Source organism: Amycolatopsis sp. BJA-103 (genome assembly GCF_002849735.1).
In the GTDB taxonomy this organism is placed as follows: Bacteria; Actinomycetota; Actinomycetes; order Mycobacteriales; family Pseudonocardiaceae; genus Amycolatopsis.
Map to the genome: position 1 here is coordinate 4362407 of NZ_CP017780.1, position 25517 is coordinate 4387923.

The following is a 25517-nucleotide window of genomic DNA, read 5'->3' on the forward strand; positions in this document are numbered from 1 at the left end:
CGGCAGGCCGCGGGCCGCCCGCCATCGCGAGACCGCCATCGCGAACCCGGTCAGCAGGACGTCCTGCACGCCGGCGTGCGCGGCGGCCGGGACCGCGGTCAGCAGCTTCTCGGTGAGCTCGGCCGGGACCTCCATGGTGTGCCCGTCCACAGTGGAACCGGTGTGCACCGCCGGGTCGAGAACGGTTTCCCCGCCCAGGAAACGGTTCCCGGCGAGGACGTGCTCCCAGTGTCCGGCCTGGTCGGTCCACTTCAGTTCGCGGACGGACCTGGCCCAGTCCAGCAGCGAGGTCTCGGCCGGGGACGGCCGCGCCCCTTCGGCGAGGTCGTCCATCAGGATCCGCCAGGAGACGCCGTCCACGACGAGGTGGTGCGCCACGAGCAGCAGAAGGTTCTCCCGCTCGAACCACACCGCCCGCAGCATGATCCCGGCCTCCGGGTCCAGTTCCCCGAGCGCGGCGTCGAACTCCTCGCGGACGTCGCCGGTGGCGCGCCGGAGCACGTCGGCCCCGGAAACGCTGCCCTCGGGCCGGATCCGGTACACCCAGCCCGGCTCGAGCCGGGCGCGCAACGCGTCGTGCGCGGCGAGGATCCCGTCCAGGAGCGAGGTGAGCCGCTCTTCGGTCAGCTCCGGTGGCGTGGTCAGCAGCATCGACTGGCTGAACCGCCGGGTGTCGCCCCCGAGGTCGCGCAGGGACTCCATCACCGGCAACAGCGGGACGACGCCGGTGCGCGTCCCGGCCACGACGGCCTCGCCTTCCCGTTGCGCGAACGCGGCCAGCGCGGCGGGCGTCCGGTGCTCGAAGATCTCGCGGGGGCTGAGCCGGTAGCCCGCCCGTCGCAGCCGCGCGATCAGCTGCAGGGACGAGATGCTGTCCCCGCCGAGCCGGAAGAAGTCCGCCGTCGCGCCGACCCGGTCCAGGCCCAGCACCTCGGCGATCTCGGCGGCGATGGCCGTCTCCACCGGCCCTTCGGGCGTCTCGTCACCGGCGTGCGCGGCGAGATCCGGCTCGGGCAGGGCTTTGCGGTCCAGTTTGCCGCTGGGGGTCAGCGGGAGTTCGCCGAGCACGGTGACGATCGTGGGCACCATCGCGGCGGGCAGCTGTTCGGCCAGCCGCGCGAGGACACGTTCCCCGTCGACGTCACCCGTCACGTACGCGGTGAGCACCGAATCGCGGTGGACGGCGACCGCCGCCGTCCCGACCCCGTCGACCCGGCTCAGCGCGTGCTCGATCTCGCCGAGTTCGACGCGCTGGCCGCGCAGTTTCACCTGGTGGTCGGTGCGGCCGAGGTAGGTGAGCGTGCCGTCGTCGTTCCACCGGGCGAGGTCGCCGGTGCGGTACATCCGGCCGCCGTGGAAGGGATCGGCCACGAACCGCCCGGCGGTGAGCCCCGGCCGGTTCCGGTAGCCGTGCCCCAGCTGGGTTCCGGCGAGGTAGAGCTCGCCCGTCACGCCGGGCGCGACGGGACGGAGCGCCGCGTCGAGCACGTAGGTCCTGGTGTTCCACACCGGACGCCCGATCGGCACCGGCCGGGTGCCGTCCTCGCCCGCGGTGTCCCACGCCGTGACGTCGACGGCGGCTTCCGTCGGACCGTAGAGGTTGTGCACGGCCACGCCGAGCACTTCCCTGGCCCGCAACGCCAGGTCCGGCGGCAGCGCCTCACCACTGCAGATGACCGTGCCCAGGCTCAGCCCGGCCGCGGCGGGTTCCGCCACGAAGGCCGCCAGCATCGACGGGACGAAGTGGACGGTGTCGACCTTCGCGGAACCGATGATCTCCGCCAGCCGCACCGGATCGCGGTGCGCGTCCGGCTCGGCGACCACCAGGGTGCCGCCGGTGATCGACGGCAGGAACAGTTCCCAGACGGAGACGTCGAACGACGCCGGGGTCTTCTGCAGGGTCCTGGTGTCCGGGCCGAACCCGTACTCCCGCGCCATCCAGAGCAACCGGTTGACGATCGCCGCGTGCCCGACCGCCACGCCCTTCGGCCGTCCGGTCGAGCCCGAGGTGTAGAGGACGTAGGCCGTGCTGTCCGGCAGGACGTCGACCGGGGTGAAACCACCGGAACCGTCCACTTCGGACAGCCACTCCGGCGTGACGGTGATCGCGGGCCGCGCGTCTTCGAGCAGGAACTCGATCCGTTCGGCGGGCAGGTCCGGGTCGACCGGGACGTACGCCGCGCCACAGGCCTGCACCGCGTGCAGCACCGCGACGAGATCCGCCGACCGCGGCAGCGAAACCGCCACGACGTCGTCCGGGCGGACCCCCTGCCCCTGCAAGGACGCCGCCAGTTCACGGACCCGGCGGGAGAACCTGGCGTAGGACCATTCGTCGTCACCCTCGATCACCGCGATCGCGTGCGGCGTGCGAAGGGCCTGTGCGGCGAACAGGTCGGGCAGCGTGGTGCGCGGCACGTCGTGCGCGGTGTCGTTCCAGTCGTGCAGCACCGCCCGGCGCTCGGCCTCGGTCAGGAAGTCGGCCCGGCTGACACCGTCCTCGACGAGCCAATCCGCGATCGTCCGCAGCCGCGCCGCGAGCCGCGTGACGTCCTTGCGGTGGCGCAAGGTCAGCGAAAGGACTTCGCCCGGAGCCACGAGCACGGTCAGCGGGTAGTGCGTGTCGTCCCGTTCGGCCAGTTCCGCGACGGTCAGGCCGGAGCGGCGTTCGGCGTCGGCGAGCGCGTCGTCGTCGACCGGGTAGCTCTCGAAGACCAGCAGCGTGTCGAACAGTTCCCCGGTTCCGGCGGCGCGCTGGATGTCGGCGAGCCCGGCGTGCTGGTGATCCAGCAGCCGCGCCTGTTCGGCCTGGATCCGCGCCGGCAGCGCGGCCGCGGGTTCCTCCGGGCGCAGCCGCACCCGGACCGGGACGGTGTTGATGAACAGCCCGACCATCCGCTCGGCGTCGTCGAGATCGGCGGGCCTGCCGTGCACGGTGGTCCCGAACACGATGTCGGAACGGCCGGTATCGGCGGCCAGGGTGAGCGCCCAGAGGACCTGGACGACGGTGTTGAGCGTGAGCCCTCGTTCGCGGGCCAGTTCCGCCAGTCCCGCCGGGAGGTCGACGATGAGCTCCCGGGCGGGCCCGTCGGCCGGGCCGATCAGCGTCGGTCCGTCCACATCGAACAGATTGGTGCGCCAGGCCTGTTCGGTGGCGTCCCGGTCCTGGCGGTCCAGCCAGTCCAGGTACCGGGTGTAGTCCGCGGCGGGCGGCAATGCGGCGGTGTCCCCGCCCGCGGCGTAGAGCAGGAACAGCTCGCGGCCGAACAGCGGACCGGACCAGCCGTCCATCAGGATGTGATGGTGGGTCAGCACGAAACGGTGCGTGCCGTCGGCGAAGCGCACGCAGGTGGCCCGCATTAACGGCGGGACGGCCAGGTCGAAGCCGGTCGCCCGGTCCTCTTCCAGCAGCCGCGCGAAACCGGGTTCGTCCAGGTCCCGTTCGCGCCACGGCAGTTCGGCCCGGTCCGGCACGAACTGCACCGGCCGGGAGGTCTCGCTGAAGGTGAACCCGGCCCGCAGGTTCGGGTAGCGCTCCAGCATCGCGTGCAGGCAGCGGCGCAGCAGCGCCGGGTCGAGTGATCCGGTGAGGGTGAACACCTGCTGCACGAGGTAGCCGCCGGGTTCGAGCTGGTCGAGGTAGAGCAGCCCTTCCTGCAGTGGCGCGAGCGGGCGCGTGTCGCCGGACTCGAGGACCCGGACCGGTTCCGCGACCGGCGCGACCGGGGCGAGCGGTTCGGCCGCGGCGGCGAGGTCGGTGATCGTCTGGTGCTCGAACACCTGACGGGCGGTGATCTTCCAGCCCGCGCTCCGGAGCCGGGACACGACCTGGATGGAGGAGATGCTGTCGCCGCCGAGGGCGAAGAAGCCCGCGTCCGCGCCGACCTCGCCGAGGCCGAGCACGGCACGGAACGCGGCGGCGACGGCCTGTTCGGCCTCGGTTTCCGCCGCGCGGCCCGCGGTTTCCGGCGGGGCGGCCCAGTCCGCGGTGGCGAGCACGCGCCGGTCGATCTTGCCGCTCGCGGTGAGCGGCAGACCGCTCAACGACACGACCGCGGCGGGCACGAGGTATTCGGGCAGCACCGCGCCCAGGCGGCGGCGCAGTTCGGTGCCGTCGAGTCCTTCGCCGGTGGGGACGACGTAGCCGACGAGCCGCCGCGGTCCGGCGTCCGCGCGGGCGACGACGGCCGCCAGCGAGACCTCGGGAAGAGCGGTCAGCGCGGCCTCGACCTCGGCCGGTTCGATCCGGAAACCCCGGATCTTCAGCTGCGTGTCGACGCGGCCCAGGAACTCCAGGTCGCCTTCTTCGGTCCAGCGGACCCGGTCTCCGGTGCGGTACATCCGGCCGCCGCCGAACGGGTTCGCCACGAACCGCTCCGCCGTCGCTCCCGGCGCGTTCCAGTAGCAGGACGCGACCGCGTTCCCGCCGACGTAGAGCTCGCCCTGCTGCGCCGGGCGCAGCCTGTCGTCGAGGACGTACAGGGTCCGGCCGGTGTCCGGCCGTCCGATGAGGACACGGCCGTCGAAGGGCTCCGGGCACTTCCACACCGTCGCGTTCACGGTGGTTTCGGTGGGCCCGTAGGCGTTGAACAACCGGCGTCCGGGTGCCCAGCGCGCCACCAGCTCCGCCGGGACCTCGTCGGAGCCGACCACCACGGTCGTCGTCGCGGGCAGTGAGCCTGATGGCAGCGCCTCCAGCGCGGCGGGCGGCAAGTCGACATGCGTCAGGTCGTGACGCCGTGCGAATTCGCCCAGCGCCGTGCCGAGCCGCTCTCCCTCGGCGGGGATGTACAGCGTTCCCCCCGACAGCACGGACATCGCCAGTTCTTCGAGGTAGACGTCGAACGCGGGCGAGGTGAACTGCAGGACCCGCGCGCCGGGCCCCGCCCCGTAGGTGGTCAGCGCGGTGTGGACGAGGCTTTCGACACCCGCGCCGGAGACCAGGACACCCTTGGGGCGGCCGGTCGAGCCGGACGTGTAGATCAGGTACGCGGCGGCCGTGGCCGGGCTCGACGGCCCGATCCCGCGCGCGCCATCGGCGGTGATCTCGGCGATCGGGAGTGCGTCGGCGACGATCTCGTCGCGCCGGGCGGCGGGGGCGGCGGAGGCCAGCGGCAGGTAGGTGGCGCCGGTCTTGGCCACCGCCAGGAACGCGACGACGGCACTGATTCCGCGTTCCAGCTGGACGAGCACCCGCTCACCGGGTCCGGCGCCGAGCTCGCTCAGCGCCGTCGCGAGCTCGGTCGAACGCGTGTCCAGTTCCCGGTAGGTCAGGGCGAGGTTTCCCGATACCGCAAGCGTTTCCGGGTACCGGGACACGGCGTCGGCGAACAGCCCGGCGATACCGCGTTCGCCGGGGGCGGCCGCTCCCCTGCCGTTTTCGAGCAGCTTGTCGCGTTCCGGCGTCGACAGCAGTTCCACCGACGTGATCGGCCGGTCCGGGTCGGCGGCCACCTCGGTGAGCAGCCGGACGAGCCCGTCGGCGAGGCGCCGCGCGGCGGCCGGGGTGAACAGGTCGGTGCGGTGCAGCACGGCGCCGAGGACGCGGTCCTGCCCGAGGGCGACGAACTCGAAGTCGAGGTCGAACTTGGCCACCGGCATCGCGAACAGATGCGGCGCGACGGTCAGTTTCCCGTGCTGTTCGGCCTCGGTCTCGGCGTGCTGATACGCCACGCCCACCTGGAACAGCGGGTGGTGCGCCGTCGAACGCTGCGGGTGCAGCTGGTCGACGAGGCGGTCGAACGGCAGGTCCTGGTGGTCGAACGCGGCCAGGTCCGTTTCGCGCACGCGGTCGAGCAGTGCACGGAACGTCGGCCGCCCGCCGACCCCGGTCCGCAGGACGATCGTGTTGGTGAAGAACCCGACGAGCTCGTCCAGCGCGCTGTCCGACCGGCCGGCGACCTGCGTCCCCAGCGGGATGTCGTCACCGGCGCCGGTCAGGTGCAGCAGCGCGGCCACGGCCGCCTGCGCGAGCATGAACTGGGTGACGCCGGTCCGGGCGGCCAGTTCGCGCAGCCTCGCGGTCACCCCGGCGGGGAGTTCGAACTCGGCCGCGCCACCGTGCTGACCGGCCACCGGCGGCCGCGGCAGATCCGCGGGCAGCTCCAGCAGCTCGGGCAGTCCGGCCAGTTCCTTCAGCCAGAACTCGGCGGACGGCAGGTTCTTTTCCTGCCACAGCGCGAAGTCCGCGTACTGCACGGGCAGCGGTGCCCACTGCGGGGCGACACCGTCGAGCCGGGACTCGTAGGCGGCGAACAGATCACGGCGCAGCGGGTGCGAAGACCACTCGTCGCCCGCGATGTGGTGCAGCAGCAGGACGAGGACGTGGTCGTCCGGCCCGAGCCGCAGCACGAACGGCCGGATCGGCGGTTCCTCGGCCAGGTCGAAGGCGTACCCGATCGCCTCGGCGACCTGGTCCGGCAGCTCGTCCTCGGTGACGTCGGTGACCGGGCAGGCGATCGCGACCTCGCCCAGGATCCGCTGGAACGGCACGCCGTCGCGGTCGGGATAGACGGTGCGCAGGATCTCGTGCCGCGCGACGAGGTCACTCAACGCGGCCCTCAGCGCGCCGACGTCGAGCGGTCCGCCGATCCGCCACACGAGCGGCAGGTTGTAGGTGGCGTTGGGTCCGTCGACACGGTGCAGGAACCACAGCTGCCGCTGGGACGCCGAAAGCGGCGGGAACTCCGGCCGCGGCGCGGGCACAAGAGCGGGCCGAGCCGCGGCAGCGTCCGCCAGCGCCGCCGCGAGGGCGGCCGGGGTCGGGTTGTCGAACACCGTGCGCGGGGACAGCTCGATCCGCAGGGCGGACTTGAGCCCGGCGACGAGCTTGATCGCGAGCAGGGAATGCCCGCCCAGCGCGAAAAAGTCCTCGTCGGTGAAGACACGAGGACGGCCGAGCACGGCGGCGAACCGTTCGGTGATCAGCTGTTCGGCCGCGGTCCTCGGCTCGCGCCGCACGCCGGTCGAGGAGCGCCCCGGCTCGGGCAACGCGGCCTGGTCGAGCTTGCCGTTCGCCGTGACGGGCAGGGTGTCCAGCGCGACGATCGCCGAAGGCACCAGGTACGACGGCACCGCACGCACCAGTTCCGCGCGGACGGCGGCGGTGTCGACCGTCCGCGGGGTCACGTAACCGAGCAGTTCGCCGGACCGGACGATCACCGCCGAACTGTCCACTTCGGACACCAGCGACAGCGCGTGCTCGATCTCGCCCAGTTCGACCCGGACACCGCGGATCTTGACCTGCTGATCGGTGCGGCCGAGGTAGGCGAGGCTCCCGTCGGTGTTCCACGCGGCGAGGTCGCCGGTGCGGTACATGCGGTCACCGGCCGCGCCGAAGGGATCGGCGACGAAACGCCGAGCCGTGAGCGCGGAGGCGCCGTGATAGCCGATCGCCAGTTGCGGCCCGGCGAGGTACAGCTCTCCCGGTTCCCCGGGCGCCACCGGGCGCAGGCCCGCGTCGAGCACGTAGGCGCGGGTGTTCCAGGTCGGCGTGCCGATCGGGACCGGACGGCCGCCGTCCTCCCCCGCGGTGTCCCAGACCGTCAGGTCGACCGCGGTTTCGGTCGGGCCGTAGGTGTTGACCAGGCTCGCGCCGGACAGCAGTTCGCGGACGCGCAGCATCTGGTCGATCTGGATCGCCTCGCCGCCGACGATCACCACCCGCAGCGACGTGACACCGGCCGCGGCCGGTTCGGTGAGGAACGCGCTCAGCATCGACGGCACGAATTCGAGGATGGTGACGTTCTCGCGCGTGACCAGTTCGGCCAGGTACGCGGGATCGCGGTGACCGTCGGGCCGGGCGATCACCACCGGCTGCCCGGAGCAGGCGGGCCAGTTCATCTCGCCGACGAACACGTCGAAGGACACCGGCGCCTTGAACAGCAGCCTGTCCGCCGGTCCGGGCTCGACGGTCCCGAGGAACCACGCCATCCGGTTCGCGATCGCCCGATGGGAGACGACGACGCCCTTGGGGCGCCCTGTGGAGCCCGAGGTGTAGAGCACGTACGCGGGATGCGCGCCGGTGACCGGGGTCCGCACGGTGACCGGTTCGGCTTCCGTGGCCAGGAGTTCGGGTGTCGCGACCACGGCGGCGCCGGAATCCTCGATGAGGAACCGGATCCGCTGTTCGGGCAGTCCCGGGTCGACCGCCAGGAACGCGGCGCCGAGCCGGTGGACGGCGTACACGGCCGCGATCAGCTCGGCCGACCGCGGCAGGACGAGGGCGACCAGGTCGCCCGGCGCCACTCCGTGCGCGGCGAGTGCCCCGGCGTACCGCGCGACCAGACCGTCCAGGTCGGCGAACGTCCAGCGCGCGTCCTCCGCGATGACCGCGAGCGCGTCCGGCGTCCGGCGCACCCGCTCCGCGAACTGCTCGGGCAGCGTCCCGGCGGGCACGGCGTGCCCGGTGTCGTTCCAGTCGCGCACCACGGTCGCCACGACGTCGGCGGGCAGCAGCGGCAGGCGGCCGACGGGCCGGTCGGCGTCGTCGGCGAACCCCAGCAGGGTGGTCACGAGGCCGCGCAGCAACACTTCGGCCCGGGCCGCGGGCACGACGTCGGCACGGTGCGCGAGCCCGAGCGTCAGCCGGGGGCCGGGGACCACGGTGAGGGTCACCGGGTAGTGCGCGGCGTCGGTGGTGGCGACGGACCGGACGTCCAGCCCGGCTTCCCGCTGACCGCGGGCCAGCGCCTCTTCGTCGACCGGGTAGCTCTCGAACACCAGCAGGCTGTCGAAGAGATCCCGGCCGCCCGCGAGCTGCTGGATCTCGGTCAGGCCGAGGTGCTGGTGCTCCAGGAGATCCGCCTGCCCGGACTGCACCCGGCTCAGGAAGTCGCGGGCGCTCTCGGCGGGGTTCGTGGTGATCCGGGCGGGCACGGTGTTGATGAACAGGCCCACCATCTCGTGCGCGCCCGGCAGGTCGGCGGGACGGCCGTGCACGGTGACGCCGAAGACGACGTCCGCGCGGCCGGTGGCCCGGCCGAGGACGAGACCCCATCCGGCCTGCACGAGGGTGTTGAGCGTGATCCCGCGCGCCCGGGCGAACGCCACCAGCCGTTCGGTGTCCTCTGTGGACAGAGAATGGTCGAGCTGTTCCGGTACGACGGAACCCGAGGTGTTCGGCGCGAGCAGGGTCGGACCGTCCACATCGGACAGCGCGGCTCGCCAGGCCGCGCGGGCGGCGGCCTTGTCCTGGGCGTTGAGCCAGGCCAGGTAGTCGCGGTAGGGGCGCACCCTCGGCAGCACCGCGGGGTCGCCCGCGGCGGCGTAGAGGGCGAACAGGTCGCGGCCCAGCAGCGGTCCCGACCAGCCGTCCATCAGCAGGTGGTGATGCGTCAGCAGCAGGTGGTGCTCGTCCTCGCCCACGTGCACCAGGGTGAAGCGGATCAGCGGCGGGGTCTCGAGGTCGAACCGCGCCGCGCGGTCGGCTTCGGCGATCCGGCCCGCCTCGGCGCGGTCGGCCGCGTCGACCTCGGTGAAGGGCACCTCGACGCGGCGCAGCACCAGTTGCACCGGGCGTTCCACACCGGTCGCGGTGAAGGCCACGCGAAGGTTCGCGTGGCGGTCCAGCAGGGCTTGCGCCGCCGCCCGCAGCGCGGCGGCGTCCACCGCCCCGCCCAGCTCGAAACGCAGCTGGACGGTGTAGACGTCCTGCTCCTCCCGGTCGAGGGAGGACAGGAAGAACAAGCCTTCCTGCAGCGGTGTGAGCGGGAGAACGTCCTCGAGTCCCCCGTGCGTCATGCTTTGCCCCATTTCGCTTCGAGCAGGTCGATCTGCTGCTGGCTCAGCGAGACCAGGCCGAAGTCGGACGAGGTGTGCCCGCCCGTCCCCGGTCCCGCGGTGTGGTCGGTGAGCGCGGCCAGCGCGTCGCACCACGCGTCGGCCAGCGCGAGGACGTCGGTCTCGGCGACCGCGCCCGGTGCGTACGTCCAGTCGGCGGTCAGCTCGGGCCGTCCGCCGTGGTCGGTGACGACGACGGTGATCTCCAGCGCGTGCGCCATCGGCAGCGTGGGCTCGGTGGCCCCGTTCACCCCGGTGCCGCCGGGTGCCGTCTCCCACGGCTTCTCGGCTTCGGGGACGGCGAACCGGCCCAGGTAGTTGAAGCCGATCCGCGGTGTTTCGAGCGCGGCGAGGCCGTCCCGCGCGGCCGGGTCGAGGTACCGCAGCACCCCGAACCCGAGGCCCTGTTCCCCCGGCACGGCGTGCAGTTGTTCCTTGACCGCCTTCAGCGCCTTGCCCGACGCGCCGCCGCCGCGCAGGGCGTCGGAGACGTCGACGCCGTCGAGCCTCAACCGCACCGGGTACGCGCTGGTGAACCAGCCGACGGTGCCGGAAAGATCGGCGCCGTCGAGGAGTTCGGTGCGGCCGTGGCCTTCCAGCTGGACCAGGAGGTCCCGCGGTCCCCGTTTCGCCGCCGCGAGGGCGAGCGCGGTGAGCAGGACGTCCTGGATCCCGGCGCCGTAGGCGGCCGGAACCGTGGTCAGCAACGGCTCGGTCTTGTCCGTCGTCAGGATCCTGCGGACCCGCTTGGCCGCGCCGACCCGGTCGCGTTCCGGTTCGGTCGTGCCGAGTCCGGGCTGGACCGGCGCGTCGGCCAGGGTTGCCCGCCAGTGCGGCAGTTCGTCCGCGAACTCGCCTTCGGCACCGGCTTCGACGAGCCGGTGCGCCCAGGCGCGGAAGGACGTCCCCGGCGTGGTTTGCTCACCGGCGAGGGTGGCGGGCAGGATGCGCCAGCTGACACCGTCAACCGCGAGGTGATGGATCAGCACCAGCAACCGGCCCGGCGCGGCGCCGTTGTCCTGCCAGACGAACCGCACCTGCCTGCCCGCTTCGGGGGCGAGGGTTTCGGCGGCCGCCTTGACGTCCGGAGCGCCGAGCGAGAGGACGTCGGCGGCCTGGACCGCGCCGGGCGGGAGTACGTCCAGCGTCCAGTCGTCGTTCAGCTTGGCGCGCAGCATGTCGTGCCGGTCGAGGACGGTCTGGATCCGCTCGGTGAGGTCCTCCAGGGTGAGCCCCGGCGGCGTCACCAGCGTCTGCGCCTGGCTGAACCGGGCGATCGGGCCGTCCAGTTCGCGCAGCCAGTGCATCACCGGGGTGATCGGCGTCGGCCCGGTGGCCGCGATCTGTTCGGTGGCCACGGCTTCGGCCGGGGCGCGGGTGGCGGCCAGCGCGGCGAGGTTCGCCACCGTCTTGCGGTCGAAGATGTCCCGCGGCCGGATCTCCAGCCCCGCCGCGCGGGCCCGGCCGGACACCTGGATGGACAGGATGCTGTCCCCGCCGAGGGTGAAGTAGTCGTCGTCCAGCCCGACCGACGGCAGGCCGAGGACGCCCGCGACGATCCCGGCGAGCAGCCGTTCGGCGTCGGTGGCGCCGGTCAGGTCCCCGGTCGCGGCCGGTTCGGGCGGGGCGGGCAGCGCACGGCGGTCGAGTTTCCCTTGCGACGTCAGCGGAAGCTCCGGCAACGACACGAAGACCGCCGGCACCATGTGGTCCGGGAGCTTCGTCAGCGCCGCCGTCCGGACCTCGTCGAAGTCCGGGTCACCCACGACGTAGGCGACGAGCCGGTTGGCGCCGCGGGCGTCCGGCAGCGCCAGGACCGCGACCCCGGCCACGCCGGGACAGCCGGACAGCACGGCTTCGACCTCGGCCAGTTCGATCCGGAATCCGCGTACCTTGACCTGGTGGTCGGCACGGCCGGCGTAGACCAGCGCGCCGTCGGCACGGCGGCGGGCGAGGTCCCCGGTGCGGTAGAGCCGTCCGGGGCCGAACGGGTTCGCGACGAACCGCGACGCCGTCAGCCCGGACTCGCCGAGGTACCCGCGCGCCAGCCCGGTCCCGGCCGCGTAGATCTCGCCGACGATGCCGGGCGGGACCGGCCGCAGCCGCCGGTCGAGCAGGTAGACGGCGGTGTTGTGCACCGGGCCGCCGATCGGCACCGCGCCCCGGTCCGGCTCGGGCCCGCATTCCCACAGCGTGATGTCCACCGTGGTCTCGGTCGGGCCGTAGGAGTTGAACAGCCGCCGGTGCGCGGCCCAGTCCGCGGCGAGCGCGGGCGGGCACGCCTCCCCCGCCACGATCACGACGAGGTCGGCGGGCACCTGTCCGGGCCGGATCGACGCGAGCGCCGCGGGCGGAAGCGTCGCGTGTGTGATGTCCTTTTTGGACAGGAAGGTGGCCAGCGGATCGCCCGCGCGTTCGTCGTCGGGGACGATCACCAGGGTCGCGCCGGTGAGCACGCCCATGCACAGCTCCCACACCGACGTGTCGAAGCTGACCGACGCGAACTGAAGGACCCGGCTGCCCGGCCCGACGCCGAACGCTTCGACCATGGTGTGCGCCAGGCTGGCGACACCGGCGTGGCTCACCATCGTCCCTTTTGGACGGCCGGTCGAGCCGGAGGTGTAGATGATGTACGCCCCCGAGGCGGTCGAAACCGGCTCCGCAAGCGCATGCGTCCCGGCCGGGAGGGCGATTCCGTCCAGGATGAGCACCGGCTCGGAGTCGGCGATCATGGCGTCGATCCGCTCGGCCGGGTAGTTCGGGTCGAGCGGCAGGTAGACGCCGCCCGCCTTCTGGATCGCCAGCAGCGCCACGATCAGCTCGGCGGACCGCGGCAGGCGGACACCCACCACCGACTCCGGGCCGACACCGCGTCCGGCCAGCGAACGCGCCAGCTCCGTCGAGCGGCGGTCCAGTTCGGCGTAGGTCAGCGAGGTGTCCCCGTCGACGACGGCCTCGTGATCCGGACCGGCCGCGGCGACGCGCGCGAACAACCCGGCGATGGTCAGGTCCGCGACCTCGTGCGCGGTGTCGTTGGCGGTCACCAGCAGTTCGTGCCGCTCGGCGCCGGAAAGGACGTCGATGTCACCGACGGGCGCCCCGGGATCGGCGGCGAGTGCCCGGCAGATCCGGGTGAACCGCTCGGCGAGACGCTCGATCTCACCCGGTTCGAACGCGTTCTCCGCGTACTTCCACGTGACGCGCAGCCTGTCGCCGGGCTCGACGACGAGGGCGAGCGGGTAGTGCGTGTCGTCCGACGCCGTGACCGAACGAAGATCCAGTTCGCCCGAGGCGGCGCGCACGGATTCGCCGTCCAGCGGGTAGTTCTGGACCACCAGCAGGGTGTCGAACAGCTCGCCGGTGCCCGCGAACCGCTGGATCTCGCCGAGTCCCGCGTACTGATGACCCAGCAGGGCGGCTTGCTCGGCCTGGACCCGGCCGAGCAGGTCCAGCAGCGGTTCGCCGTACCCGGTCCGGACGCGGACCGGGATCGTGTTGGCGAACAGGCCGATGCTGCCGTCCGCGCCGTCGACCTCGGCCGGGCGGCCGGAGACGACGGTGCCGAACACGACGTCCTCGCGGTCGGTGAGCCTGCCCAGCAGCAATCCCCAGACGGCCTGGACCAGACTCGTCATGGTCAGCCCCGCGGCACGCAGGACGGCGACGAGTTCGCTCGTCAGCGCTTCCGGCAAGGCGGACTCGTAGTGCCGCGAAATCCGGTCTCCGACGGCCGCGGGTGCGAGCAGCGCCGGTTCGTCGAAGCCGTCGAGTGCGGTGCGCCAAGCCTTTTCGGTGGCCGTGGTGTCCCTGGTGGACAGCCAGGCGAGGTGGTCGCGGAACGGCCGTGAAACCCGCGCCGGTGCCGCGTCCCTGGTGTAGGCGTCGAGCAGGTCGCCGACGAGCAGCGGACCCGACCAGCCGTCGTAGAGCAGGTGGTGCGCGGTCAGCAGGAGAACCGCGCCCCCGCCGGGACGGCGGATCAGGGTGAGCCGCAGCAGTGGTGGCTCACCGGGATCGAATCGGTCCGCCAGGTCCGCCTCGGCCAGCGCGTCGACGTCACCGCTTTCGTGCTCGGCCCAGCGGGGCTCGAGCGCGGCCGGGACGAACTGGATCGGCACGCCCGCTTCCGTGTGACGGAAACCCGCGCGCAGGGCGGGATGCCGGGCGAGCAGCGCGGCGGCGGCCCGGCGCAGCCGCGGCCCGTCCACCTCGCCGTCGAAGTCCAGCCGGAGCTGCATCAGGTACGGATCCGGGCCGGTGGCCTCGAAATCGGTCAGGAACAGCAGTCCGGTCTGCAGCGGGGTGAGCGGCAGGACGTCCTCGACCGCGAGCAGAGCGTCCACTGTGTCCACATCGGACTGGGTCAGCTCGGCGAGCGGGAAGTCCGACGGCGTGTGGAACGGCTCCCGCACCGCTTCGACCAGTGCCGCGACGGCCTCCTGCCAGCGAGCGGCCAAGGCCCGGACCTCGGTCTCGCCGAGGATGTCCGGGACGAAGGCCCACGACGCGCGGACGACGTCCCCGTCAACGGCGGCGTTGATCTCCAGCGCCGCGGCGACCGCGGTGCCCGGATCGGCGTGGCCGCCCATCGGCTCGGCGGGCGTCCAGTCACCGTCGCCGCCGGTGAACCGGCCGAGGTAGTTGAAGCCCACCTCGGGTTCGGGCAGCCCCGGCACACGGTCGAGGTAGCGCAGCTTGCCGTACTGGAGACCGGCGAGGTCGCCGCCCGGCAGGCCGCGCAGCGCGGACTTGACGCCCTTGAGGGTGGCGACGGGATCGCCGCCCTCTTCGAGCGGCACGGGGTATCGCGAGGTGAACCAGCCGACCGTGCGCGAGATGTCCGGGCCGAGGTCCGCCCGGCCGTGGCCCTCCACGGCCACCAGCAGCGGTTGCCGCGCGGCCGTCACGAGCGCGGCCAGGAGGACGTCCTGCACGGTCCCGTGCGCGTGGACCGCCACGTCGGGAAGCCCCGCCCACGGCAGTTCGACCTCGAACTTCGCCGCCGTGGCGACAAGATCCGTCCCGGGATCGACGGGACGGCGACCGAGGCCCGGGAAGGGACGGTCCAGGAACGACCGCCAGGCCGCGGGGTCGGCGTCGATCCGGGTGGCTTCCCGCGCCCAGCGGGCGAAACTGCCACCGGTGGCGGCGGGGGCGCCCGCCAGGTCCTCCATGAGGATCCGCCAGGACACACCGTCGACCACGAGGTGGTTGGCCACCAGCAGGAGCCGCCGCCGGGAGGGGCTCCAGACCGTGCGCAGCAGGACACCGGCCACGGTGTCCAATTCGGACAGTGCGCGTTCGCGTTCTCCGGCCAGGTCTTCGACGACGCGGACGGCGGGAGCACCGGTGGCGCCGGGCACGAGACGTCCGTCTTCGGCGAGCCGGCTCCCCAGCTCCGGGTGCCGGGTGAAGAGGTCTTCGAGCTTGCGCTGGAGGCTCGCGGCGTCGAGGTCCTCCGGCGTGGTCAGGAGCAGCCATTGCGCGAAGCGGTCGAGGTCGCCACCGCGTTCGGCCGCCCACGCCATGATCGGCGTGCGGGCGATCTCGGCCGGTTCCGGTTCGGCCTGCCCGGATTCGACGAGGGCGCCGACGCGTTCGGCGAGTGCCAGCGGCGTGCCGAGTTCGACGACGTCCCGTGCGCGGACCGCCAGTCCGGCGGCCCTGGCCCGGCCCACCACGCGCAGGGACAGGATGCTGTCCCCGCCGAGACCGAAGAAGTGGTCCTGCTCGCCCACCGCCGGCAGGTCGAGAACCTCGGCGAAGATGTCCGCGAACAGCGCCGCGGTGGCGTTCCCGCTCGTGGACGCCGTGACCTCGGCTCGCGCGCCGGGTTCCGGCAGCGCCGCACGATCGAGCTTTCCGCTGGGGGTCAAGGGGAACTCGCCGAGCGGCACGATCACGTCCGGCACCATGTACGAAGGCAGGTGGTCCCGGCAGTGCGCCAGCACCCGCTCGACGTCCACGGTGGACGATGCGGTGACGTAGCCGGTCAGCCCGCCCGGGCGGGCGGCCACGGCGGCACCGGTGATCCCGGGGACGGCGCCGAGGACGTGTTCGATCTCGCCGAGTTCGATGCGGAATCCCCGCACCTTGACCTGGTGGTCGGCGCGGCCGAGGTAGTCGATCTGCCCGTCTTCGGTCCAGCGGGCGAGGTCGCCGGTGCGGTACATCCGGCCGCTGTGAAACGGGTTCGCCACGAACCGTTCCGCCGTCAGGCCGGGGCGGCCGAGGTAGCCGCGGGCCAGCCCGCCCGCCAGGTACAGCTCACCCGTGACGCCGGGCGGGACCGGGTTGAGATCGCGGTCCAGGACGTAGCACCGGCATCCGGCGAGCGGCGCGCCGATCAGCACGCGTTCGCCGTCGGCCACCGGCCAGCTGGTCGCGTACACCGTGGCCTCGGTCGGACCGTAGATGTTGAGCAGGCGCGCGTCCGGGAGCGCGGTCCGGATGGAGCGCACCAGATCCGCGGACAGGGCCTCGCCCGCGAGGGCGAAGGTGCCGACCTCGAGACCGGACAGGTTCTGTTCGAAGACGCCCGCGATCGCCGACGGCACTCCGCAGACCAGGCTCAGCCGGTCGCCGTCCGTCGCGTCGGCCAGCGAAAGGACGTCGGGGACGACGTCGATCCGCCCGCCGCTGAGCAGTGGGGCGAAGATCTCGAAGACGGACACGTCGAAGGTGACCGGAGTCGCCGCGAGGACCCGCGACAGCCCTTCTTCGCCGAAGGTGGCGCGACCCCAATCGATCAGTCCGACGACGCTCTCGTGTTCGACGACCACGCCCTTGGGACGGCCGGTCGAACCCGACGTGTAGATCACGTATGCCGCGTTTCCGGGCCGCACGGCGACGTCGGCGTCACCCGACGGCTCGAAGCCGTCCAGTGACAGGTGCTCGAAGCCGTCGTAGAACGTGTCCGTGGTCAGCACGAGGGCGGGCCGCGCCTCGGCGAGGACGCCCGTCACGCGTTCGGCCGGGTAGCCGAGGTCGATCGGCAGGTAGGCGCCGCCCGCCTTGTGCACGGCGAGCATCGCGACGATCAGGTTCGCCGACCGCGGCAACGCCAGTGCGACGACGGATTCCGCGCCGACACCGCGATCGGTGAGCGCCCGGGCGAGACCGCGGGCGGCCGCGTCGAGCTCGGCATAGGTCAGGCTCGTGTGCTCGTCGGTGACGGCGATCGCGTCCGGCGTGCGACGGGCCTGCGCCCGGAACTCGCCGGCGAGAGTCCGTCCACCGTGGACCTCGCCGGTCTCGTTGAACGCGTGGACGACGAGGTCCCGCTCGGCGGTGTCGGCGATGCCGAGGCTGCCGACCGGAGCGGTCCCGTCGGCCACGACGTCGAGCAGGACCCGGACGAACCGGTCCAGCAGCACGGCCGCGGCCTTCTCGCCGAAACCGGGCTGGAACTTCAGCCCGACGTACAGCCGTTCCTCGGGTGCGACGATCAAGGTGACCGGGTAGTGCGTGGCGTCCACCGGCGGCCCGCCGGTCACGCGGAGATCCCGGCCGGCGTCCCAGCTCGACGCCGCCGGGTAGTTCTCGACCACGAGCAGGGTGTCGAACAGCTCGCCGATCCCCGCCTCGCGCTGGATCTCGGCGAGTCCGATCTGGTGGTGGTCCAGCAGTTCCGCCTGCTCGTGCCGCACCCGCGAGAGCAGGGCGTCCACCGTTTCGCCCGGACGCGGTGAGATCCGCACCGGCAGGGTGTTGATGAACAGCCCGGCCATCTCGGTGCTGCCCGCCAGCTCCGCCGGGCGGCCGGAGACCGTGGTGCCGAACACGACGTCGGCGCGGCCGGTGAGCCTGCCCAGCAGGATCGCCCAGGCGACCTGGACCAGGGTGTTCACCGTGCAGCCGAGGACGCGGGCGCGCTCCGCCACCGACGCGGTCACGTCGGCGTCGAGTTCACGGTGGAGGTGTTCCGGCCAGCGCGGCTCACCGGAGCCGGGGGCGAGCAGCGTCGGCTCGTCCAGCCCGGCCAGTGCGGCGGCCCAAGCGGCGCGATCCGCATCCTTGTCCACTGTGGACAGCCAGGTCAGCTGCTCGCGGTGCGGGCGCCGCACCGGCGCCTCGGCCCCGCCGTACGTGGCGAGCAGTTCCCGGGCCAGCGACAGGGAGGACCAGCCGTCCAGCAGGACGTGATGGTGGCAGATGAGCAGGCGATGATGCCCCGGCCCGCCCCGCAACAGGGCGAACCGGATCAGCGGAGCCCGGTTCAGGTCGAACCGCTCGCGGCGGAACCGCTCGACGGCCTCCTCGGTGAGCGGTCCTTCTTCCCACGCCAGCGCGGGTTCGGGCAGGACCACCTGGACGGGATCACCGTCGGCCCGCAGCCGGAATTCCACACGCAGCGCGGAGTTCCGCCGCACCAGCTGCTCGGCGCACGCGCGCAGCCTGGCGGTGTCGAGCTCCCCGGCGAGGTCGAAGGACAGGAGCACGGTGTAGACGTCGGTCTCGGCGTCCTGGGCCAGCAGGCCGGCCTGCAGCGGGGTGATCGGCAGGATGTCCTCGACGTCGCCGAATCCGTCCACTTCGGACTGCGTGAGCGTGACCAGCGGGAAGTCGGACGGTGTATGGCCGCCGCCTTCGGTCAGCGCGGTGATCGCGCGGTGCCAGGCGTCCAGCAGGGCGTCGATGGGCTCGCTGGACGACCAGCGCGCCTTGAGCACGCCGTCTTCGACCAAAGTGGACACTTCGACCGGATGCGACGCGGCCAGCTCCGGATCGGCGCCGCCCGCCAGGAAACCGAGACCGTCCACCGGGGTGAAGTCCCGGTCGTCCCGGACGGCCCGGCCGAGGTGGTTGACCAGGAACGGCCGCGGCGCGCCGGGGACGCGGTCGCGCAGCGGACCGTAACCCGTGCCGCCGTCCGGGACCGCGGCGAGGGTTTCCTTGACCCGCTTGAGGATCTGTTCGGGAGTGCCGTCGAGGGACACCCGGACCGGGTACAGGCTGGTGAACCAGCCGACGGCGGAATCGGCGGCGCGCAGGCCGTCCCGGCCGTGCCCTTCGAGATCCGCCCGGAGTTCGCGCTCGCCCCAGACCTCGCGGGCGGCCAGCCCCAGCGCGGCGAGGAGGACTTCACGCGTTCCGGTGTGGAACGCGCGCGGGATGTCGGTGACGACGGCCCGGGAAAGGTCTGCGGGCAGTTCGGTCACGACATGCCGGAGGTCACCGACGGTGCCCGTGCTCAGTTCGACGCTCGTCCCGGCCGCCATGTCGGTCCAGAACGCGGTCTGTGTCTCGTCCGCGGTCAGCGACGCCGCCCAGTCACGGGCCACGAAGTCACCCGGACGCGGCGGCTCCCCCGCCCAGCCCGCGGCGAACTCGGCGCCGATGACCGGCCACGAAACGGCGTCGACCACGAGGTGGTGCGCCACCACCAGCAGCCGATCCGGCAGGAAGTGGACGCCACGCAGCACGACACCGGCGTGGGGGTCGAGCGCGGCGATCTCCCGCTCCAGCTCGGCTCTCGGGTCGGCCTCGGCGAGCACCGCGCGCAACGAGACCCTGGCCTCGTGGGGAGACCGGATCTCCAGCGTGTCGCCGGTCAGCCGCGCCCGCAGGAAGTCGTGCCGGGCGACGAGCCTGGTGAACAGCCGCGCCAGGTCACGGGTCTTCACCCCGGCCGGGACCCGGAGCAGGGTCGCCTGGCTGTACCGGTCGATCGGGCCGCCGCGCTCCAGCAGCCAGCGCAGCATCGGGGTCGGCGCCACCGGCCCGAGCCGTTCGGCCGCCGTGGCGGGGACGGCGCGGTCGTCGATCTCCCGGACCCGGGTGGCCAGTTCGGCCACGGTGCCCGCCTCGACGACGTCGCGCGGGGTGACGAGCAGCCCGGCCCGGCGCAGCGCCGCGACCAGGTGGATCGCGCTGATGCTGTCCCCGCCCGCGGTGAAGAACCCGGTGTCGGCACCGATTTCGCTCCGCCGCAGCACTTCCGCGAACGCGTCGGCGACGGCGGCTTCCCGCGCGTCGCGCGGTGCGACCGTGGCCACCGTGTTCTCCCCCGGCGGCTCCGGCAGCGCCGCGCGGTCCAGCTTTCCGTTGCGGTTCACCGGGAACGCGGCCAGCGGGACCAGCACCGACGGCACCATCGCCGTGGGCAGCGCGGCGGCCAGTCCGGCGAGCACCGGAGCGGGATCCACGGTCGCGGGCACGCAGTAGGCGACGAGCCTGCCGTCACGGACCACGACCACCGCGCCGTCGACGCCGGGCCGGGCGACCAGCCGTGCCTCGATCTCGCCCGGTTCGATGCGCTGGCCGCGGATCTTGACCTGATGGTCGGTGCGGCCGAGGTAGACGAGCGCGCCGTCCGGGCGCCGCCGCACGAGGTCGCCGGTCCGGTACATGCGGCCGCCGGACGGGCAGGCCACGAAGCGTTCGGCGGTGAGGCCCGGCCGGTCGCGGTAACCGCGCGCCAGCTGGACACCCGCGAGATACAGCTCGCCAGGCACCCCGGCCGGGACCGGGTTCAGCCTCGCGTCGAGCACGAGCACACCGGTGTTCCAGACCGGGACGCCGATGGGCACCGGCGCCTCGCCGTCGGCGGTGTCCCACTCGGTGACGTCCACCGCGGCCTCGGTCGGGCCGTAAAGGTTGTGCAGCGGCGCGCGGAAGACCGCCCCGGCCTTGGTGACCAGATCGGCGGGCAGCTCCTCGCCGCTGCACACCACGCGGCGCACCGAACCCAGATCGTGCGGCACCCGGGCCGCCACGAACGCCGCCAGCATCGACGGGACGAAGTGGACGGTCGTCACCCGCTGGGCCTCGATCAGCGCGGCCAGACGGTCCGGATCGCGGTGGTCGCCCGGTTCCGCGACGACCAGCGCCGCCCCGGTGATCAGCGGCAGGAAGAACTCCCACACCGAGACGTCGAAGGTCGCCGGGGTCTTCTGCAGCACTCTGTCGCTTGTGTCGAAGCCGTAGCGGTCGGCCATCCACAGCAGCCGGTTGACGATGGCGCGGTGCTCCACCAGGACGCCCTTGGGCCTGCCGGTGGAGCCGGAGGTGTAGATCAGGTAGGCGGCGTTGCCCTGGCCGATGTCGGCGGGCGCGAACCCGTCGCCGTCGGGCAGGTCGTCCGCCGAGACGACGGCGTCCGGTGACGCGTCGGCGAGCAGTTCGCGGACGCGCTCCTCCGGCAGTTCCGGATCGACCGGCAGGTAGGCCGCCCCGGCACGCAGGATGCCGACGAGGGCGACGACCAGGTCGACCGAACGTGGCAGGACCACCGCGACGATCGATTCGGGGCCCACCCCGCGGTCTCGCAACCCGGCGGCGAGCCGCGCGCTGCGCTCGTCCAGCTCCCGGTAGGCCAGCCGGCTTTCCCGGAACACCAGCGCTTCGCGGCCGGCATGATCGGTGAAGGCCCGTTCCAGCAGCGCCGTCAGCGTGACCGGCGGGACGTCGTGCGCGGTGTCCGGCCGGGTCAGCTCCGCGGGCAGCAGGACCGGCACGTCCGCGACGGGCTCGTCGGCCGAGGCGACCAGGTCGCCGAGGACCTGGACGAACCGGCCGGTGAAGAGGGCCGCCTCGTCGGCGTCGAACAGATCTTGTGCGAACTCGAGGAATCCGCTGAGCCCGTCACCGGTCTCGGTGACGTTGAGGGTGAGGTCGAATTTGGCCGTACCGGTGGGGATCAGGTCCATTTCGGCGTCGAGCCCGGCGAACCCGCCGTCGCCGTCCGGCGTGTTCCGGTAGGCGAACAGCACCTGGAAGAGTGGATGCCTGCCCGGTGCGCGCGGCGGCGCCACCCGGTCGACGACCTGGTCGAACGGCACGCCGTCATGGGCGAGCGCGGCCAGACCGGTCCGGCGGACCCGGGCCAGCAACTCGCGGAACGTCGGCCGCCCGGACAGATCCGTGCGCAGCACCACCGTGTTCACGAAGAACCCGACCAGCGGGTCCAGCGTTTCGGCGGACCTGCCCGCCACCGGGACACCGATCGGGACGTCCGTACCGGCGCCGCAGCGCGAAAGCACGGCCGCCAGCGCCGCGTGGAGGACCATGAACACACTGGTGCCGGTCTCGGCCGCGAGTTCCCGGATCCGTTCGTGCAGGCCGTCCGCCAGATCCAGGTCCAGCACCAGGCCGAGGCCGCCCGGGTTGCCCGGCCGCGTCCGTCCACTGGGGACGGGAAGGTCTTCGGGCAGGCCGTCCAGCTCCGCCGCCCAGAAGTCCAGCTCGGCCGAGACGGGAAGTCCTTGGTGCCACAGGGTGTAGTCCGCGTACTGCACCGCCAGCGGAGTCCACTGTGGAGCGTGCCCGGCCGAACGAGCGGCGTACGCGGTTTCGAGGTCGGCGAGCAGCGGTCGCAGCGACCATTCGTCGGTGGCGATGTGGTGCGTGGTCAGCACGAGCACGTGGTCCTCGGCCCCGAGGACGAGCAGCGCCGCGCGGACCGGCGGCTCGGCGTCGAGGGTGAACGGGCGACGGCTGTGCTCGGCGATCACCGACGGCAGTTCGTCCACGGTGCTTTCCAGCACCTCGCAGACGGCCGACGACGGCGGCAAGACCTGTTGCCACGGCTCGGTTCCGTCGTCGTGGTAGACGGTGCGCAGCGGTTCGTGCCTGGCGATCACGTCGTCGAGGGCCGCGACCAGCGCCCGGCGATCGAGCGGACCGCGCAGGCGCAGGCTCAGCGGCAGGTTGTAGGCGGCGCTGGAGGGTCCGGCGAGGGCCTGCAGCAGCCACATCCGGCGCTGCCCCGCGGAAAGCGGCAGCCGTTCGGGCCGGATCGCGACCGGGACGTCCGGCCGCGCCGGGGCGAGGTCGTCGAGACCGCGGATCAGCGCGGCGGGGGTCGGGGCGTCGAACACCGCGGCGATGGGGACGTCCACGCCGAATTCCGCGCCGAGACGGGCGCTCAACCGCATGGCGAGCAGGGAATGCCCGCCGAACCGGAAGAAGTCGTCTCCGGGGCCGAAGCCCGGGACGCCGAGGACGTCGGCGAAGGCGCCGCAAAGCCGGGCGAGGCGGGGGTCGGTGACAGCCTCGCCGGATCCGGTGTGGGTCCGGTTCGCCAGCGCCAGGCGGTCGACCTTTCCGTTGGGGGTCAACGGAAGCACGTCCACCGGCACGAGCAGGCCCGGCACCATGTAGTCCGGGAGCCGCCGCGCCAGTTCCGCGCGCAGGTCCCCGGTGTCGCCGGTGGGCACGTAGTACCCGGCGAGCCCCGCGCCCGCCGCCACGACAGCGCAGTGCCCGACGCCGGGAGCCTGCCCGAGAACGGCTTCGACCTCGCCGAGTTCGACCCGGAAACCGCGGACCTTCACCTGGTGGTCGGTCCGGCCCAGGCAGTCGAGTTCACCGGTTTCGGTCCAGCGCGCGAGGTCGCCCGTGCGGTACATCCGGCCGCCGCCGAAAGGGTTCGCGACGAACCTCGAGGCGGTCAGCCCGGGTCTGCCCAGGTAGCCCAGCGTGACCCCGGAGCCCGCCAGATAGAGCTCGCCCGTCGCGCCGGGCGGGACCGGCCGGAGCGCGGCGTCGAGGACGTAGGCGTGGGTGTTGTGCAGGGGGCGCCCGATCAGCGGCCGGTCGGCACCGGCGAGGTCGATTTCGTGCGCGGTGGACCAGATCGTCGTCTCGGTCGGTCCGTAGACGTTGGTCACGCCCGCTGTCGTCGCGCTCAGGGTACGGGCCAGCGACGGCGGCAGCGCCTCGCCGCCGACCAGCGCGCGGACGCCGCGCAGGGCGAGCGGCGCGGATTCGGCGAGTGCCTGCCACAACGACGGCGTCGCCTGCATCGCGGTGATCCGTTCCCGGCCGAGCAACGCGCTCAACCGGGCCGGATCCCGGGTGTCCTCACGGCCCGCGAGCACGATCGTCGCGCCGTCGAGCAGGGGCAGGAACAGCTCCAGGGCGGCGATGTCGAAACTGACCGTCGTGACGGCCAGGAACCGGTCGGTGGCACGGAACGCGAACCGTTCGCGCAAGGAGGCGAGGAGGTTCGCCAGATTGCGCCGGGTGACGACGACACCTTTGGGACGTCCGGTCGAGCCGGACGTGTAGAGCACGTAGGCGGGCGCGTCGAGCGGCGGCTCCGGAAGCGGCACCGGATCGGCGGGCAGGCCACCGGCGAGCCACGCGGGGTCGACCACCAGCGCCGGAGCGGCGTCCGCGAGCATGAATTCCACGCGTTCGGCGGGGAAATCGGGATCCAGCGGGAGATAGGCGGCACCGGCCTCGAGCACCGCCAGCAGGGTCACGACGAGATCGACACCGCGCGGCAGCGCGACGGCGACCAGGTCCCCCGGCCGGACGCCCTCCGCGAGGAGCCGGGCGGCGAGTCTCCCGGACCGGTCGTGGACGTCGTCGTACGACAGCCGCGATCCCGCGTCCTGGAGGGCGATCCCGTCACCACCGGGTATCGCGCTCAAGACGTCGGACTCGTCGTGCGCTGTCGGCTCCGAGCGGCCGAGTGCGAGGACCCGGGATCGCTCCCCGGCGCCCGTCACGTCGAACCGGCCCGACGGCAGGTCCGGCGCGGCCGAGGCCAAGGCCTCCAGCACACCGACGAAGCGCCGGGCGTGGTCCTTCACTTCGTCCGCGCTGTAGGCGGCCGGATTGGCGTCGACGTCCAGCTCGATCCCGCCGGCACCCGGCAGGCCCTGCACGGTGAAGGTCAGGTCGTCGACCGGACCGGCCGCCAGGTAGTGCGTGGTGGCGGGCAAGCCGCCGAAGGAGAGGCCGGTGGCGAAGGGTTTGATGTTGATCCACGGCCCGACCAGCCGCCGCGAGCCGAGCCTGCCGAGGTCGCGGCGCAGATCCTCACCGCGGTACCGGTGGTGCGGGCGGGTCAGCTTCAGTTCGGCGGTCACGGTCCTGACCAGGTCTTCCACCGTGGTCGACGCGGTGACCGAGATCCGCAGCGGTACCACGTTGACCGTGGTCGCCGGGATCCGCGCCGCCGGGCCGAGACGGCCCATCACCGGCAGGCCGAGCACGATCTCGGGGGCGCCGGTGACGCGGTGCAGGTAGAGCCCGGTCGCCGCGATGACCAGTTCGGTCCAGCCGGTGCCGAGCCTTTCGGCCAGCGCGGAAAGCGCCTCGAAACCGGCCGCGTCCAGTCGCGTGCTCTCGCGCCGGAAATGGTGCGAGGCCGGGACCGGTGCCGCCGGGGAGACGACCTCGGGCAGATCCGCCAGCCTGTCCAGCCAGAACGCGCGGTCACGCTCGAACTTTTCGGACTCCCGGTACGCCTTCTCGTCGGCGAGGAGATCCGACACCGGTTTGAACGGGCTGTCACCGACGGGTCCGCCCGCGACGAGGGCGGTGTAGATCGCCGCCACGCGCCGCTGGATCAGCCCGAAACCGTAGCCGTCGAGCAGAATGTGATGGCAGGCGAAGAACCAGAGGAAGTGGTCCTTCGCCCGCCGGTAGAGGATCTGTGTCACCAGCGGGCCCGTCGCGGGATCCCGCGCGATGGCGAGTTCCGCGCGCATCGAGGGAACCGGATCGCCGTCGGCGTCCACGATCCGCAGCTCCGGCGTGGCACCCGGCGTCCGCCAGGGCCCGGATCCGTCGTGTCCGAAAAGGACGGACAGACCGTCGGCCTCGGCGAGCGTCCGGTGTACCGCCTCCTGGAAGGCGGGGACGTCGAGTTCGCCCCGGATCTCCAGGTACTCGCCGGTGTTGTACGCCGGGCTGGACTGATCGAGACGCTGCCCGAACCAGACGCCCTGCTGCGCCGCGGTCAGCGGGCTGCGGACGTCCTCGTGCGCCGATGACACAGTTGT

Annotated in this window: 2 protein-coding genes (1 of these 2 cut by a window edge); both read right to left on the minus strand. The window is 72.8% G+C overall.

The features are described from left to right. Window positions 1-9738 carry the 5' portion of a non-ribosomal peptide synthetase gene (locus BKN51_RS18785; RefSeq protein WP_158255825.1) on the minus strand. It extends 3603 nt beyond the left edge of the window, so 9738 of the gene's 13341 nt are visible here — the first part of the coding sequence; it begins with the start codon at window positions 9736-9738; its stop codon lies off the left edge, out of view. Next, on the minus strand, window positions 9735-25511 hold the full coding sequence (locus BKN51_RS18790) for a non-ribosomal peptide synthetase (RefSeq protein ID WP_101608886.1): 15777 nt from the start codon (window positions 25509-25511) through the stop codon (window positions 9735-9737). Before BKN51_RS18790 ends, BKN51_RS18785 begins: the two co-directional genes overlap by 4 nt. Between the last annotated feature and the right edge of the window lie 6 nt (window positions 25512-25517).